The 17,064-nt window shown below is 42.8% G+C and carries 8 protein-coding genes; 6 read left to right on the top strand and 2 right to left on the bottom strand.

Annotated elements, in window-relative coordinates:
• Positions 1-49: 49 nt before the first annotated feature.
• Positions 50-1,138 carry a ketoacyl-ACP synthase III gene (locus MMA19_RS02315; RefSeq protein WP_240205409.1) on the top strand — a complete coding sequence of 363 codons (1,089 nt, stop codon included), beginning with the start codon at positions 50-52 and terminating at the stop codon, positions 1,136-1,138.
• Positions 1,139-1,225: 87 nt separating this feature from the next.
• Here MMA19_RS02315 and MMA19_RS02310 read toward each other — a convergent pair whose 3' ends face one another.
• Positions 1,226-2,428, bottom strand: coding sequence for a potassium/proton antiporter (locus MMA19_RS02310; protein WP_006073575.1), 1,203 nt, complete (start codon positions 2,426-2,428; stop codon positions 1,226-1,228).
• 184 nt (positions 2,429-2,612) lie between these two features.
• Here MMA19_RS02310 and MMA19_RS02305 point away from each other — a divergent pair, with 184 nt between their 5' ends.
• Together MMA19_RS02305 and MMA19_RS02300 are read left to right on the top strand one after the other, a co-directional pair.
• A complete protein-coding gene (locus MMA19_RS02305) occupies positions 2,613-2,954 on the top strand; it encodes a cupin domain-containing protein (protein ID WP_240205408.1) in 342 nt (113 codons plus the stop codon).
• 162 nt (positions 2,955-3,116) lie between these two features.
• Positions 3,117-3,332, top strand: coding sequence for a DUF3820 family protein (locus MMA19_RS02300; protein ID WP_063603643.1), 216 nt, complete (start codon positions 3,117-3,119; stop codon positions 3,330-3,332).
• Positions 3,333-3,371: 39 nt separating this feature from the next.
• On the opposite strand, the gene MMA19_RS02295 is transcribed toward MMA19_RS02300, so the two are convergent.
• Positions 3,372-4,019 (bottom strand): hypothetical protein, encoded by a 648-nt coding sequence (locus MMA19_RS02295; RefSeq protein WP_006073580.1) that lies wholly within the window; start codon positions 4,017-4,019, stop codon positions 3,372-3,374.
• A 262-nt stretch (positions 4,020-4,281) separates the two neighbouring features.
• On the opposite strand from MMA19_RS02295, the gene MMA19_RS02290 reads away from it, so the two are divergent.
• Genes MMA19_RS02290 through MMA19_RS02280 form a run of 3 tightly spaced genes read left to right on the top strand, consistent with a single transcriptional unit; the run spans position 4,282 to position 17,046 of the window.
• Entirely contained in the window at positions 4,282-13,557 is a 9,276-nt protein-coding gene (locus MMA19_RS02290; RefSeq protein WP_240205407.1) for an RTX toxin, read from the top strand.
• 26 nt (positions 13,558-13,583) lie between these two features.
• Positions 13,584-15,728 (top strand): type I secretion system permease/ATPase, encoded by a 2,145-nt coding sequence (locus MMA19_RS02285; protein ID WP_240205406.1) that lies wholly within the window; start codon positions 13,584-13,586, stop codon positions 15,726-15,728.
• On the top strand, positions 15,718-17,046 hold the full coding sequence (locus tag MMA19_RS02280) for an HlyD family type I secretion periplasmic adaptor subunit (RefSeq protein WP_124942130.1): 1,329 nt from the start codon (positions 15,718-15,720) through the stop codon (positions 17,044-17,046). Before MMA19_RS02285 ends, MMA19_RS02280 begins: the two co-directional genes overlap by 11 nt.
• The last annotated feature ends 18 nt before the right edge of the window (positions 17,047-17,064 follow it).

Below are 17,064 nucleotides of genomic sequence, written 5' to 3'. Positions count from 1 at the left end.
ATTATTTGTCTATCTCGATTGACGAAAACTATAAAAAAATAGGTACAGAATGACAACATTTTACGCCGAAATTACTGGTTGGGGTAAGTGCCTTCCACCAGCGATCTTATCTAACCACGATCTTAGCACTGTAATGGAAACATCCGATGAGTGGATTAGAACCCGTACTGGTATAGAAAATCGTCGCATTAGCCATGTGAACACCTCTGAAATGGCAACCGTTGCTGCTAAACATGCAATGGCATGTGCTGGAATCACGGCAGATGAAGTTGATTTGATTATCGTTGCTACGTGTTCTCCAGATTCTTTGATTCCCAATACAGCATCACGAGTTCAGCAAAACTTAGGTGTTCCAGCAGCCGCTGCGTTTGACCTAAATGCGGCTTGTACAGGTTTCGTTTATGGGCTCGAAACGGCCACAAAACTGATTCAGTCAGGCAATTATCGTAACGCCATCGTTATTGGTGCTGAGCGACTTTCGTTCTTTATTGACTGGAGTGAGCGTGATACCGCCGTACTATTTGGTGACGGGGCAGGTGCTGCAGTGCTCTCTCGTACTGAAAGTAAAGTCGGTCTTCAAGATGCGCAAATTGGTTGTGATGCAAAAGGTCGCGATATTCTCGCTGTGCCAAAATTTGGCACTTCAATGGAGAGATTCGCAGCAGATAACGGTTACTTTGAGTTCAATTTCATTGGCAAAGAGATCTTCAAACGAGCGGTAAAAGGAATGGGGGCGGCAGCAAATACCGTTTTGACTCGTTCTAACCTTACTAAAGAAGATATTGATGTTGTGATTCCGCATCAGGCTAATATCCGTATCATTCAAACCTTGTGTGATTTGTCTGGAATCGACCAAGATAAAGCATTCGTCAATATTCAAAAATATGGCAACACTTCCGCTGCGACTGTGCCAATCGCACTTTGTGAAGCAATGGAGCAAGGAAGAATTAAGCCAGGAGATAACTTGTTGCTAGCCGCATTTGGTGCGGGTCTGACGTGGGGCGCTAGCTACATCAAATGGGGCGAAAGAGTCGAGCCAATTGGCAGTAGCGATGCTGTATTGCCACCATGTGACAAGTCTGCACTAGAGTTGATGAAAACGGCGATTGAGCATTGTCACAATAAACCCGCTAAATAAGGTTTTTGTGAACTAAAAGAGCCAGAGTTTCTCTGGCTCTTTTGTTTTATTCACTCTTAAACAATCGAGTGTATATTGAATAAGTGTTTAGTCCTCTGGTGTATTAACTTCTTTAAGGTTGAGTTTGTTTGCCAATACTTCAATCGCTCCACCTTGCACGAACACAGAAATGACAACAATAAAGAACACCATATGAACCATAGTAACCGCGTTTTCAACTCCTGCAGCTGCAGGAATTAATGCAAATACAATAGGTGTTGCTCCTTTCAATCCGATAGAAGATATGAACAAACGCTTTTGCCAACTGGCTTTTCTGAAAGGTAGGTAACATAACTGTACTGCTATCGGTCTTGCTACAAGAATCAACAAGAAAGCAGGCAGCAAGGATTGCCAGAACACCTTGAAGAGTTCTTGAGGGAAGATCTGTAACCCTAAAGCAACAAACAGTATTGCTTGAGCTAACCACGAAAGACTATTAAAAAAGTGGCGACTGACTTCCATACCACGTTTTACGCCGTTGCCAATGACCACTCCAACGACATAGGATGCGAGTAGAATATTGCCACCGAGCAAATCACTTCCATACATTGCTAGTACTGCGGAAGCTAAAATGAAAACCGGGATTAGCCCATATTCTTCAAGTTTGATGCTGTTTAACAGGTGAGTACATAACTTACCGATAGAAATCGCTATAGCTAGCGCGACAAAGATCTGCAGTAATAACTCGATTCCGATACTTGTAACTGAAGGAACCGTATCGGGAGTAAGGGCAAGACTGGTCAGCAATACGACTAGTATCAAAGCGACAGGGTCATTAGTTGCTGATTCGAATTCTAAGATAGTGTCGGTGTCTTCTTTGAGTTTTAGTTTCTTGGATTCAAGGATAGAGAAGACCGCAGCTGCATCTGTTGAGGAAACTATTGCCCCAAATAGTAAACAATGCACCGGCGGGAGGCCAAAGAGAACATAGATAATACCAGCGAAGACAACAGTGGAAAATACAACTCCAAGAGAGGAAAGTACGCCACCTTCTTTGTAAGCAACTTTGATGCTTTGTGTCGAAGTACTCAAACCTCCGACAAAGACAATAATATTTAATGCAATCGCCCCGATTGCAGAAGTAAGTGTAAAGTTGTCATAGACGAAACCAAATTCACCGTTACCTATGACCAGACCTACCGCCATAAAGATCAAAAGAGAAGGTAAGCCAAGAGTACGAGAAGGGTGATGTAACAGAATGCCTACGCAAATTAACGCCGCAAAACCTACGAGTCCAAACTCAAAGTTCATGTATGTCCTATTATCGTTGTTGTTTCAAATGACATAAATCAGAAACCAAAATGGAAAATGATTCGTAAACTCTATGTTTCTATTTGTTTAGATTATAGTATCTTATTAACGATAGAGCTTTAACTTACAAGCAAAAATTTTGTAAGTATTTTAGTTGGTTACATAACTAGAGTGAAATAGATAAATGGGATTGAAGAGAGGAAATATCTTTGGTGAAATTCCAAAAGATTTAACCAATGAAGTATTTGAAGACATCATTGCTTCTGAGGGAGTGAGAATTGAACGTATCGTTTCAGATGGCCACTTTACACCAATTGGTGATTGGTATGATCAAACCGAAAATGAATGGGTGACTGTTTTGAAAGGAGAAGGTGTTATTGAGTACTATGACGGTACTTTTGTGACCTTAGGTGTTGGTGGTTACATTGATATACCAGCACACGTCAAGCATCGAGTGAAGTCCACCTCAGAGTCCTCATTGACAATTTGGTTGGCTGTGTTCTATCCGAAAGATGAGAGTGAGTAGAAATTCCGAACTTAAACCCTAGAGAAGTGTTTGACCTTGAGGTCTGCGATTCGCTGCTTAGTTTTTAACTATTGTCTTCTTCCTCTTTGTTTATATTGCTATTTGGTTGAACATCTTTAAGATTACTCACCATAAAAGAACCTGATTAGTCCCAAGAATAAAATGTTAGATAAAGAAAATTTAGTAAAGCTCGCTAGGGTTCAAATGCCGTTCGGTAAGTATGCGGGCAGGGTATTGATCGATTTACCTGAAGAGTACTTATTGTGGTTTGACAAAAAAGGTTGGCCTAATGGTGAGTTGGGGGAGTTACTTAAGCTGTGCTTGGCACTGAAAATTGAAGGGCTAGATAGTGTTGTAAAACCATTAAAGCGAATGTAGTAAAAAGCGACGTTTTTTTGCGTCGCTTATTTGTATTCGTTAACCCGATAAAGACTCCCATTGAGTTGGGTTAAGAGCCTGAGGTTTTATCTGTACCCGACCATCTCTAGCCCTGCAAATACCCTGATTTACATCCCATGCTCCTTCGCGAATGTACTTGTGTATGCCTTGCGTACCCTGTTTATAGTATGAATCTAGTTTTCCTCTATAACCGTAATAAGTACATTTGTCATAGCCCCAGCCATACATGTAATCCGCCAGTGCTTGTGCGAAACTGCGTTTTCCGTTGAGCCACGAGCCACTATTGCAGTTATAGCACTTTATCTTTCCTCTAAAAGATTTGGGCAAACCGTTTTCTCTAAGTCTATCAACAACAAATCGGTGGCCTAGTTCCTTACCACCTTTCGAGGTTTTTATATACTCGCTACCAGGTTCGCCGTGTCCTCTAATATAGATTTGGTCATCGTTAGAAATGGTTTTTAATTCGTTTATAACGGTTTTTGGTTCATACCAAATTTGGATCGCTTCTTTATTCTTGGTGTTTAGCAGGTATTCAATCCATTGATGGTTTTTTCGGTGACCAGCGAATGTAGATAAACCGCCGCTATCGGTGGGCTGATCACCATATTCTATGTATGACAATAAGTCTGTTGTTGGTGTTGGCATATACAATATTATTTTCGCCATGAAAATTCCTTTTTATCCATTTAAAACATGTGGTTAAAAGGTGATTTGACCACAAACATATCCTAGTAAATGACAGCAAATGTTCTGATCTTAGATTAAGAAATGCGACCTTGTACCCAAATCCTGATGTCAATATTGCAACGAATAAGCACTAATGCTGTTTAAAAACTGAGAACTGAATGCATTTTTAGCAACATTTCAAGCAGCGGTCTCAAGAAATACTAATCTTAATGAATAAGTTAGTGTGGTTTGGGGTTTGAGTATGGTACCAGTTCTTTACATGCAGATAGGCGATGTTGTGTGGAAAGTATTTGCCGATGGATCGTGGGAACGCGTATCGAATGACGAAGTATTGTTAAAAGGGGTCCAGTTTGTAAAGCAAGAAGTTCAAGAACTCGGCGAAGATGTTCAATTGTCTGAAACACAAATTGCTGATACGGAGCGCGTGTTATCTCAGACGATAAATAACCTATCTAATAACATTACAAATGCAAATGGGACTGTTGATGAGACCAATTCAGGCTCTAGCGACAGTGCAGGGTTTGTCATTGCCTTAAAAGCAACTTTGGATGAAACGATCGCTGAAGCAGGATTTGATACCAGGCCAGGAATATTTGACTCTCAAGAAACTCGACCAGAGTTACTAGCACTCGATATCCTCTCAGAGCAAGCTCAAATCACGGTAGATATTTTAGATGGTGGGGATGGTTACGAGAACCAGTTCGAGGTACCAAATGTCACAATTGTCGGAACAACAACCGACGTTCGTGACGGCCGAATAGTTCAGATAACGATTTCCGATCAACAAGGTAATATTGTAGAAGCTCAAGCAATCACTCAGGACAATGCATACTCTGCCACTGGAGTTGTTCTAACAGAACTAATGGAAGGACCGTTGAGTGTTAATGCCGCTGTTTCTGACGACTTTGGTAATAGCATTTCTGCTAATGACGAAACGATAAAAGATACACTGGCGAACATTACCGTTGAAGCAGATGGTTTTGGTGACGACTACCTTAATGCCATAGAGGTTAGTACAAGTGCTTATTTGGGTAGCGTCGCAAATGTTGAATCTGGACAGCCTATCAATTGGGTAATTACCGATGAACAAGGTAACTCGATTACAGGTTCATCTACGGTTGATGAAGTCGGAGTGTGGAATGTCAACACTCTGGATGTAACGACTCTAGAAGATGGAGTCTTGACCATTGAAGCTTCCACCATCGATATTGCAGGTAATCCTGCAAACTCCACCGATACCATTATTAAAGATACTCAAGCCTTTATTACGGTATCGATCGATGACATGGATGAGGTCATCAATGAAAACGAGATAACTAACTCAACCATCTCAGGAACGGTGACTGATGTTGAAGACGGTCAGATCGTTGAGATTGTTATTACAGGCCAAAACGGATCGCCGCTTAATCTAAGTGCGACGGTAACGAATAGTGCTTGGAGCGTATCTGGTGTTGATCTATCTTCGTTTAATAATGGACCACTAAATGTGGTTGCTTCCACCGTTGACGTAGCCGGAAACCCAGCGTCAGCGGCTGATACGTCTACGATTGATGTCGTAAAGCCAACTATTGATATTGATACTCTGCAAGGGTTCAATATCCTTTCGTTTCGTGCTGGCAACCTGACTACTCTGCAAGGAACGACAGGACTCGTAGAAGAAGGGTTACCTGTTACAGTCATTGTGAGTGATGGCGTAACGACATTGGAGTTTCAGGGTAATGTCGATAACTCTGGCAACTGGATGGTCAATGGTATAGACATTGGTTTACTCGATAAGGGTGTTGAGTGGACACTAGACGCAAAAGTTTCAAACGCGGTCGGGAACACTGCTATCGACGACATGCCGACCATTATTTTACCAGAATCGCTGGCATTTTCTGACACCGTAGTGGGGATCTTTGGTTCCCAAGATAAAGAATCGGATATACGCATTCAAAATGCAGACTTTAAATTTTATGAAGAACAAGACTTAATTGATCAGCTCACATCCAATGGTTCGAGCATAACGGTAACGGTGACAAACCGAGTCATAACTGGCGTTCGTAGTGACGGTGAAACGGTATTTATTGCTACATTAGCCGGTGATTCGGTGAACATCGCTTTTAAAGAAGTGATCGATCAAGATGCGCCATTAAACTCCATTCAAACGGCTCTTTTAGTACAAGGAACTCAAACTGACGCAGACGGCACCACGGAAGTGGTTATTGGGCATTTACCAATAAACATCGTTGATATCGCTCCGGTATTGTTTAATGATTTCTCTTTTGTTACCGAGGGAGAGGTTCGATCAGGTAACGTTCTGAATAATGATATCGATCTCGATGGCGCATTAACCATAAACAAAATAATCGTTGATAATGTGGAGTACGCGGTCAGCGGCAGTACTCCAACGGTGGTAACTTTATCTGAAGGGCAGCTCAGTGTGTTTGCCAACGGACACTACAACTTCGCTTCGAACCGAAATCAAGACGCTTCGACTAATCCTAAAATTCAATTCGATTATTTTGCTAGTGACCAAGAAAATGATTTTGGTCAGGCTACTGCGACCATCTTTATTCGTGACGGTGATGCCGGTGAGGTGTTAGAAGGTTCTACGTCTTTTATTGAAGCTGACGCCGATTTGCGTCCCCAGACCATCAATGCCCAGTTCTCACTTGCTCCAGGATCAGATAATCCAGATCCGAATAGTCTGTTTTTTGAAGCTTCGACTATCAACTTGCTAGATAACCTTGCCCTGACCAGTGGTGCCAATCTAATGGCCCTGAGTTATAGCCTAAATAACGATTCGACGGTCATTACTGCCACGTCGGGCAGTCAAACAGTCTTTACCATTACCTTATCAGGCGCAGTATCTTCCGGTGACTCTACGTATGTAACGGGTAATGTGAAGATAATCCTTGAGCGCCCTTTAAACCATCCGAATAAAAACGATCTGCTGAAACTACCTTTGCTTATAGGAGGGAAAGACACAGATGGCACCGATTTAGAATCTGGTGAGTTTACTTTGTTAATTGAGGATGGTTCGGATCCGGTCTTAACTTCAAAGAGTGATGCTTCCGTATCAGAAAGCGACGTTAGTACTGATTCTGCGTTGGGGGCTGGTCAATTTGATGTTGCACTCGGTGCTGATGATCTTGATACAAACATCTCCAATAATGCCTCAGTATACTTTGAGATTGGCGAACAGCCCTTAGTGTATAGTAATGGAGAAGAAGTGCTTTACACCTTAAGCCCCACAGGTTCAATTTTGACAGGGTACATTGGTGATATTTCAAATGTGGTTTTTATTATTTCCTTTACTTCACCGGATACAAGTACAGGAGGTTTGGTTGATTACACGTTCGAGCTAAAACAGCAAATAGATAATACCTCTGATCCGATGCAGCTTCCCTTTATTGTTACCGCAAGAGATTCTGACAAAGATGTCACCAAATTAACGTTGAATGTTACCGTTAATGATTCAGGCGAAGCATCTTTAGGTACAACTGCGCTTGACGTCACTGAATTACCAAAAGGCACAGCGCCTGATGAAATAACAACGAGCGATAGCAGCGCAATATTTATTACCGCCTCGGAAGACAATATTGTCGAAGTGGATCTGGGTATTACAAGCGGTAATGCGGTTGTTGATTCGTTAGGAAACCCAATTACCACTAATGGGCTAAACATTGTTTGGCGCGACAACGGTGACAAAACGTTTGATGGTGTTGATGAAAACGGGGTAGTTGTGTTTCGAGTGGGCTTGCCAAATGATTACGAGGTCGAATCTGGACTCACATCGAGTTTCCAATTGTCGTTTCGAGTATTTAAAGAGGTAGACCATGGCAATGATGGTAGTTTAAATGAGTTATCTATTAACTTACCCGTAGTGGCAAGAGATGTTGACGGGACTGAAACAACGGCAGTATCGACAGTAAAAATCTATGATGGTGGTGACCCCTCTTTAGTTACTCATGACCTTGCGATTGATGAAGCGCTTCTCGCTGATTCTCCTGAAGTGGATATTGTTCTATCAAATGCGCTTGAATTTGTACGAGGTTCCGATGCGATAGTGGCAATAGATATCGACTTATCGACCTTTAACGCTGCTGGTTATTCCAGTGGCGGCGACAATATCATGCTCACAGCGAGTAACATTGATGATTGGTATATTGCTAGTCAGGCGATATCTGGTGAAGAGGTTTTTCGAATTCGATTGAACCTTGATGGATCTGCAGAGTTTGTTCTTACAAAGCCGCTCGATCACCCTCTAGGTAATGGAACCAATACATTGGATATCGATTTCCCTGTTTATGCGACGGATGCTGATGGGGACATATCGGTAGTAACAAACCTGACGGTAGTCGTAACAGACGATGTGCCCTCAGTGACTAGTGAAACTCTAGAATTGACAGAAGGTGAAACCTTTTCAGGCAACTTACTCAGTACATCTGCTATGGGCGTAGATGGCGCCACGATTACATCGTTTAAATACGAGTCAACAGAATATGATTTCTTAACGAATGACCCTGAAGTCATTACGCTTACTAACCAAAATAATGCTAACTCGAGTTATGGCACACTTACATTGCATTCTGATGGTAGATATACCATTGCAACTGATACAAATGTAGATGCAAGCCCAGCGTTGGTTGACGAGATCGAATTCACCGTCACTGACTTTGATGGCGATACGGTGACGAGTACCGCTTCATTGATTCTAGATGACTCAACAGGAGTCATACGAGTTACCAACACTGAGATTCGAGAGGATGAAACGGCCACATTAGATATCAAAGTCTATGTGGGTGATTTCGACCAAAATGAAAATGTCAGTGCAATAACGTTGAGTAACCTTCAAGGCGGGACGCTTTATCTTGATAGTGTGGCTTTAGTTCCCGATGGAAGCGGTGTCGTTACCTTGACTGATGCACAGATCTCTAAAGGTGCAGGAGACTATTTTGTTCCTGATGGTGTGTTGACTTATGTCCCTAAGCAGAATGAATCGAATACCACCCTCACTGGGAATGTCGTTGCTTTAGTTATTGGGGCAACGATAACTAGGACTGGTGTGGCGAACGAAGATGTTAATAGTGAAAATCTAGATATTTCTGTGTTGCCAGTGGCAGACGCTCCTGACTGGGCAAGCTCGCAGTTTGAATATGCCTTGACGGAAGATATCGACAGAACATTCCCACTAAATATTGATGCCCAGTTAGCCGACACTGATACCTCAGAAAAACTCTCCTATCAGATCTCTAATATTCCTAACGGTATAACGATTAAGCTTGATGGCAGTAAGATCGTCGAAGGTAAAAGCTATACTCAGAGTCAGTTGGACCAGATGACGATCACGGTAAATAAAGATCTAGCAGGTGAGTTTAGTTTCGATATCAAAGCTATCGCGACAGAAAAAGGCAACAGTTTTTCGAGCCCTGACGATAAGACTGAAGAAATAGCCAATGTCGTGGTGATTAAAGTCTCTCCCGATGCAGATCAGCCTGAGCTTACGGTTAAAGATATCAGAGGGCTAGAAGATCAAACGATAGACCTAAAAGCAGCCATTTTCGGTAATTTAACGGACACTGACGGTTCAGAGACTCTTAAATATGACATTGTAGTTCAAGATGGTTGGTCATTTACAGGTAGTGGTTATCAATTAATTTCAGCAAATACGTATCGTGTGGACTCTGAGGCGATATTGAACTCACAAGCGTTACTAGTCCCAAAACAGGATATCAGCTCGGTAACTGAATCCCTATCGATTCAAGTGACTGCGGTAGCAATCGAGTCGACCATCGACGGTTTAGCACCGGTGAATGATGAAGCCTACAGTGATTCAAAGACTATCAATATTCATCTTAAAGGTGTTGTAGATCCGCCCATCGCACAAGATGGAGGTAATGGTAATTGGGACTTCGATAGCAATACCAATACAATTCAATCGATAGGGAGCTTTCTTGAAGATGGCCTCGTGCCATTAGACTTTGAGTTCATCACAAGTGATGATGATGTGTCTGAAACGCTGAATATTTTGATTACTAATATACCGGATGATATTTCTCTGGTAGATAGCGCTGGTAATCCAGTAGCACTTACCATTGCAGAAATTGACCCTATTACAGGTAATATCTACCAGGTCAGTAATAGTGAACTTGCTGCTCTTTATATAAAACCGCTCGAAGATTTCAGTGGACGAATGACCTTTGATGCAACGGTCGTGTCGACAGAGCCAGACGGCGATTCAGGTTCCTTTGACTATACAGTACAGATCGATTTGTTACCGGTCGTTGACCAGAGCGATGGGTTGTCTGTAGTGACCACAGGTGTAGAAGATGCACAGATATCATTGAACCTAGAGCCAAGAATTAGTGGTGACAACGATAAAAGTGAAACTTTGACAGGTTATATTATCGATTCAGTGCCTTTGGATCTTACGCTCTACTTTGATGGTACAGTTATCAGCGTTCCGTCTTCAGGTTTGGATTTGGAAACACTACTCGACGCTACAACACCGACATTAGATAGCTTGCTAAATAGTGGGCGTCTTAGCGTCGTACCTAAGGAAGATCTCAGTGATACGTTTAGCATACCAATCCGTTATGAAGTAACTGATACGTCTGGATTAGGAGATACGAGTGAAAAAACGATAATTGGTGAACTGACTATTGCTGTCGCTGCTAAAGTTGAAATAGATACTCGTTTAGAAACATCCATTGATTTGTTTGTTAGCGATGACGGCTCGCCTGTTGATGTCTCTTCAGCGGTTAAGTTTATCGATGAGGACATAGATGGTTCAGAGTATCTTGATTATATCATTTTAGAGATTCCCACTGGTTATGAACTTTTTGTGACTAGCACAGGCAATGAGCCTCAGCAAACACCAGATGGTAATTGGTTGATATCAGCGCAAGGATTAACGAGTGACTCGATCCAAGAGTTGGGTAAATTGATTCTCGATGGCATTTCAATTGAGAGTAAAACAGACACGCCTATTTTAGATATTGTTGTAAAAGCGCGAGTCGTTGACGGAGATGACGCTCGTTATATTGATGGTGTCTTTCAAATTCAAGTAACGGGACACAGTGGTGGAGGTCAACCCTGTGATCCGATCGGACCGCCAGAGCCTATCGAAACTGGCGATGATATAGAATTCGATGAAGGGACAGAGGTCCTAGACTTATCAGGGTTGCTTGATCCTGATATTGCCAGTGATCCAGACAATGAGATTTCGTTTTATGTTCCTACCTCGTCTCTACCGGACGGTGTAGAGCTTCAAGGGAATGGCGTGATTCCTGTTTACGATAATGATGGCGAACTCATTGGGTATTCGATCAGTCAAACAGGACTGAGTAATTTGCAGATTACAGGGTTAGATGAAGACTTCGCTGGCTGCTTATCTTTTTCAATAGAAACGACGGAAACTTCAAGCTGTGATGGCTCTTCACTGACGACAACCCAAACCATTAACATTGACATTAAACCCGTGGTAGATGAGATCATTTTATCGACAGCGTTTACCGATATCGATGAAGACGTCACTACTGATCTAGACCTAACGTTAGTGTTGGGTGATTCAATTGAATTAGGACAAACCGTCATCGGCGAAGGTGACTCTGCAACCGGAAAGGAAACGGTCAATTCCTTCACTATCGCAGTTTCTGGTGGTGCTCAGCTCTCTGCAGATGGGGATCCTAGCTGGTTGGTTGATAATGGTGACGGTTCTTGGACATTAACTGATGTGACTAAACTACCGGAAGTAAAACTCGTCCCTCCAGAGAATTTCAGTGGTGATTTATCGTTAACAGCAACCGTTTCAATTACCGATAAGACAGATTGTCTTGCTGAGACAGATACTCAAATTAAAACCGTCACCAAAATCGTCACTATTAATCCTATCGTTGACCCTGCAGATCTAGTAACAACTGATATTTTGGGCGATGAGGATAGCTACATTTCACTTGCGACGCTAAGTGCGGACCTGATCGATAAAGACGGCTCTGAAAATATGTCTCTCAGTCTGTCAGGGGTTCCCGAAGGTGCGGTCGTTGTGATTAAGTCGGGGTCTAGTTATCAATTAGTACCTAATAATGGCCCAGATGGCGGGACGTTTAATGGTTCACCTACCTATGAATGGCAGTTGGATGTCGCCACGCTGAATGACACCTATATTCTGCCGCCTCTGGACTTCAGTGGTGATATTCCACTTGAGTTAAGAGCCATTACTCAAGAACTTGCCACTGGAGACACTCGAATAACTGAATCTAACTTTACTCTTGGGGTAAGACCTATTGGTGATGAGGTTGAGTTTTTCGGATTGCCTGATTCGGTATCGGGGGATGAGGATGCAGTGATTGAGATCCCCGTTGAGATTACCAGTTTAGAAACGAATAGCGATGAGTCTCTAACGATAGTCGTCACGGTTAAAGGGACTGACGACCCTAATGCTATTGATGGTATAGAAAGTATCAGGATCGACGGCAAAACAGCGAAATTTGTTCAAGTGGGTAATATTGCAACCGCCACTATTATTGTGAGCGCTAGTTCCATTAATAGTATTGAACTTTTTGCAGGTAATGCGTTTGGTGAAATAGATATGACTATCACTGCCGATACTCTGGATCAGAATACAGTGCTTGGCAATCGAGTTTATGATGCAGGTCCATTCAAACAAGGTACGGTTCACCTTTCTATAACGCCGGAGCCAGACGAGCCAATTCTTACCCTTGAATATGATGCCATATACTCGATTGCAGAAGGAAATATACCGTTAGGGCTCGAACTGTCATTAGTGAATCCTGCGGATAGCGAGACGGGAAAGCTGACCATTATTGGATTGCCATCAGATATCACGTTATCCAAAGGACAAGCAAGTGGGAGCGATTGGGTTGTGGACTTAGCTGATGTTGCCGATCTGGCTATAACAGGATATCCAGTCATTACTGGTGATAGTCCATTGGAATTTACTTTAACCTTAGAACCAAGTGCTGAACTCAATGGCAATAGCGCCGATGGGCTCAGCACTGAGCTTCAAATAACGCTCTACGATACGGATACCGCGATTGATGACAGTGCAACTTCGGCATTCGAAGACGACCGCTTTTTGGGTACCAGTAAATCCGATACATTTGACGGTAGAGGTGGTGATGATTTTATCGATGGTGGTAACGGCAGTGACACTTTAACTGGAGGGGCTGGGGCTGACACGTTTTATTTTGGTGCTGATGAGTTAGGGCTTATCACTCATACCGACACCATCAGTGATTACGATACGGGTGCTAACACTGACTCTATTGATTTGAGTGGCATCCTAGCGGGCGTGTCGACGGCTGCTGAGGCAGATCAACAAATGGATCTGGTCCAAGAAGGATCGAACGTCAGGATTGACCTTAAACCTGATGGAACAACGGTTAAGCATCACATAGTTTTAGAAAACACAACACTGGAACAGTTATACGGAGGGAACAGCACCAGTGGAGTGGCTGAAGTTGACATTATTCAAAAAATGATCGACGACCAAAACCTAATTTTGTCTTAAACCAATCTAAGTAGTAGGGAAACGCAGTGGATAAAACAGACAAGGATTATTGGTTACAGGCTATACAGTGGTTATGTAGGCACTTTGAAGTGCGTTGTCATCCAGTCAAAATAAAATCTGGACTTCCTTTAGATGAAGGAAAACTGTCCGAGGGGATATTTTCTAGAGCTTTGGAACGGCTTGGTATCGATATTATGGAGTTGTCGATTGCAGATATCACGAAAGCAGCATTACCATTGGTCGTTGTTGAGTCGGTGACACGTAATCCATTGATTGTGATAGGAGTGGATGGACAACAGATTACATACCTTAATGTTGAACAAGAGTTTAAACAAAGTACGGTCGATATTTCTGAATTTAGAGCACAAATAGACCCCGCGTTATGGCAAATCAATGCCAACAGCATAATAGATGAGAGAGTCGATGACCTAAAACAGCATACTCCAGCGCATTGGCTATTAATGGCAATCAAGGAAGTACGCCCTTGGTACCGTGACTTGCTGGTGGCCTCGTTTGTAATAAACGTGCTCGCACTCGTTGTCCCTTTATTTACTATGAATGTTTATGACCGAGTGGTGCCCAATCAAGCCTTTAACACACTGTGGGTTCTGTCGATTGGTGTGGCTATAGTGATTGTATTTGACTGGATACTCAAAGAGTCACGAAGTTCGGTTACGGATATGGCCAGCCGCTACGTTGACAACAAACTCTCATCACAGCTGTTTAGTAAAACAATGGGGATGAGGTTAGAAAACCGACCTCAATCTGTTGGTGCATTTTCAAGACAGCTGCAAGACTTCGATTCGGTCAAAGAGTTTTTGACATCTGTAACGTTAGTCACACTTGTGGATCTGCCTTTTACGTTTCTATTTTTGGTGTTAATAGGCTGGTTAGGTGGGGCGATGATGCTAATTCCTATGGGCGTCATGCTACTTCTAGTAGTCATCAGTGTTGCTATGAAAAGGAAAGTAGAAGGGACGTTAGAGGAAACCTCCCGTCTTTCTACTCAACGCCAGGCGCAGCTCATTGAAAGCCTCAACGCACTGTCTGAAATCAAACAGAACAATGCTCAAGGTTTACTACAAAAACGTTGGGAACAGGTCGTCTCATCTCTTTCTACGTGGCAAAGCCGTTCACGAACCTACACAAATATTGTTTCGCATTGCATTCAATCTAGCCAACAGATAGTGACGGTGTCACTCATTGTCTTCGGCGTTTATCAGATCGCAGAAGGTCTGCTCACTATGGGAGGCTTAATAGCGATAGTGATGCTAAGTGGACGTGCTGGAAGCTCGATTAATCAGCTGTCGATGCTAATGCTGAGATACCAACAATCAAAAACAGCAATGGAAGGGCTAAATCAAATCATGAGCTTGCCTCAAGAAGATACCAACCATCAGGTGTTGGAACGAGGTAGCTTTAATGGTCATATCAAACTCGATAATGTAGGTTTTGTCTATCCCGAGATGCGCGCTGAAGTGTTATCAGGAATCGATATCGAGATTAAAGCAGGCGAAAGGATTGGCATTGTAGGGGCCGCTGGGGCCGGTAAGTCTACGTTAATGTCTTTGCTGTTGAAGCAATATGAGCCAAGTAGTGGTCAAGTCTATTTTGAAGGTTTGGATTCAAAATTATGGCCTCACAGTGTGTTGCGTGAAAACACGGGTTGGGTTGCTCAGCATAGTGTGCTGTTTTTCGGTTCTGTTTTCGAAAATATTACTTTTGGTGATACTCAGTTTGATGAACAAAGATTGGCGTACGCAATTCAATACTCTGGGTTGAACGATTATATGCCTCGCCTAGTCAATGGGTTAGAAACTCAAGTTGGAGAAGGTGGGCGAAATTTATCTGGAGGGCAACGACAAGCTGTGGCGTTAGCGCGAGCGTTGTATCGTCAACCAAAGCTACTTGCATTAGATGAGCCAACCAGTGCTTTAGATAGTCAAGCTGAACAGCGTTTCTATCAGGCTCTATTAAGAATGCCTAAAAATATCACCATGGTCATTAGTTCTCATAGGCAGTCATTCCTAGCTTTATGCGACCGTGTAATAGTCCTTGAAAGGGGGAAAATTGCGCTAGAAGGATCGCCCAAGGATATTGTCGAACGTCGATCTAGTAAACACAAAGTCAAAAATATCTCCGTCATAAAAGGAGGTAGCCATGAGCACTAGTCACATCGAATGGAACAATCGTCAATTGGCTTATCGCTCCAGAAAGCTAATTTGGATTATTGCAGCTTTAGTCACGGTTATTATTGGTTGGGCATCATGGGCAACGCTTGATGAAGTTGTCGTCGGAGAGGGGTCAGTCGTTCCAAGTCAGTCTGTGCAAACCATTCAGTCTCTAGAGGGCGGGTTGATAGAGAACATACTAGTGAGACAAGGTGACTCGGTCATAAAAGGGCAGCCATTAGCGATTTTGGATGATACACGATTTAGAGCGTCATTCCAAGAGTCGGGTAAGCAGTTTGATAGCCTTGCCGCACAAAGAATCCGCTTAGAGGCGGAGCTGGCATCAGTTAAAGTCGACAACCAACAAAGTGATTGGCAAAAACAGGTAACAGTGACGCCTTTCGATATTGTTACCAACGATACCTCTAGCGCGGCGCTATTTAATGCAAAGGCTAACTATTATGAACGGCTAGAGCAAGTCATCTCAGAGCTAGAAGAATCAAAACTTAGAATCGAGCAACAAGCACAAGCGGTTAGTGATACTCAATCTAGCATTCGTACTCTGCAAAGTAGTTTAGCGATAGTTAAGAAAGAACGTGATTTACTCAAATCTGTCGTTGAAAGTGGTGCGGTGGCTGAAGTGGAGTTACTTAAACTGAATCGCGATGTCATCAGACTGGAAGGCGATTTATCGAGTGCAAAGGTTTCGGCTCAAAAACAGCGAGCCGCTTACGCTGAAGCAATAGCTGATCACAGAGGCATTGCGCTCAATTATCGAACTAAGGCTCAAGGTCAACTCAATGAAATCTCCGCGACGATAGCGCAATTGAAAGAGAGCCGACAAGCCATTGCCGACCAACTACGCCGAACTCAGATTGAGTCACCAGTAGACGCCACCGTTAAAGAAGTGTTCGTTCGAACCATTGGTGGTGTCGTTCGACCTGGCGAACCGATTATGGAGTTGGTACCTAAAAATTCGGGTTTGATCGTAGAAGCCAAGATTGCTCCCAAAGATATTGCTTTTATTTCAGTAGGTTTGGAGGCAACAGTCAAATTTTCGGCCTATGATTTTGTTATATATGGTGGACAAAAAGGCAAAGTGACGTATGTCAGTGCCGATGCGTTGCAAACTGAGGATGGTGCGGCTTACTATCGAGCTCACATTGAACTGGATCAGCAAGCACTCGAAGAAAAATCCTTTACAGTCATTCCTGGAATGCAGGCAGCAGTGGACATCTTAACTGGAGAAAAAACAGTTTTGAGTTATTGGTTAAAACCAATACTGAGAGCGAAACAGAACTCTTTACGAGAACGATAATAACGACAAGGAAAAAGT

Origin of the sequence: Vibrio sp. CyArs1 (assembly GCF_022432925.1) — a bacterium.
Lineage (GTDB): Bacteria > Pseudomonadota > Gammaproteobacteria > Enterobacterales > Vibrionaceae > Vibrio > Vibrio mediterranei.
The sequence above is the reverse complement of the archived record's forward strand: the minus strand, read 5'-3'. Positions and strand labels throughout refer to the sequence as shown.

Coding starts and splice junctions, on each gene's coding strand:
- MMA19_RS02315 (WP_240205409.1), top strand. CDS start 50: ATGACAACATTTTACGCCGAAATTACTGGTTGGGGTAAGTGCCTTCCA.
- MMA19_RS02310 (WP_006073575.1), bottom strand. CDS start 2,428: ATGAACTTTGAGTTTGGACTCGTAGGTTTTGCGGCGTTAATTTGCGTA.
- MMA19_RS02305 (WP_240205408.1), top strand. CDS start 2,613: ATGGGATTGAAGAGAGGAAATATCTTTGGTGAAATTCCAAAAGATTTA.
- MMA19_RS02300 (WP_063603643.1), top strand. CDS start 3,117: ATGTTAGATAAAGAAAATTTAGTAAAGCTCGCTAGGGTTCAAATGCCG.
- MMA19_RS02295 (WP_006073580.1), bottom strand. CDS start 4,019: ATGGCGAAAATAATATTGTATATGCCAACACCAACAACAGACTTATTG.
- MMA19_RS02290 (WP_240205407.1), top strand. CDS start 4,282: ATGGTACCAGTTCTTTACATGCAGATAGGCGATGTTGTGTGGAAAGTA.
- MMA19_RS02280 (WP_124942130.1), top strand. CDS start 15,718: ATGAGCACTAGTCACATCGAATGGAACAATCGTCAATTGGCTTATCGC.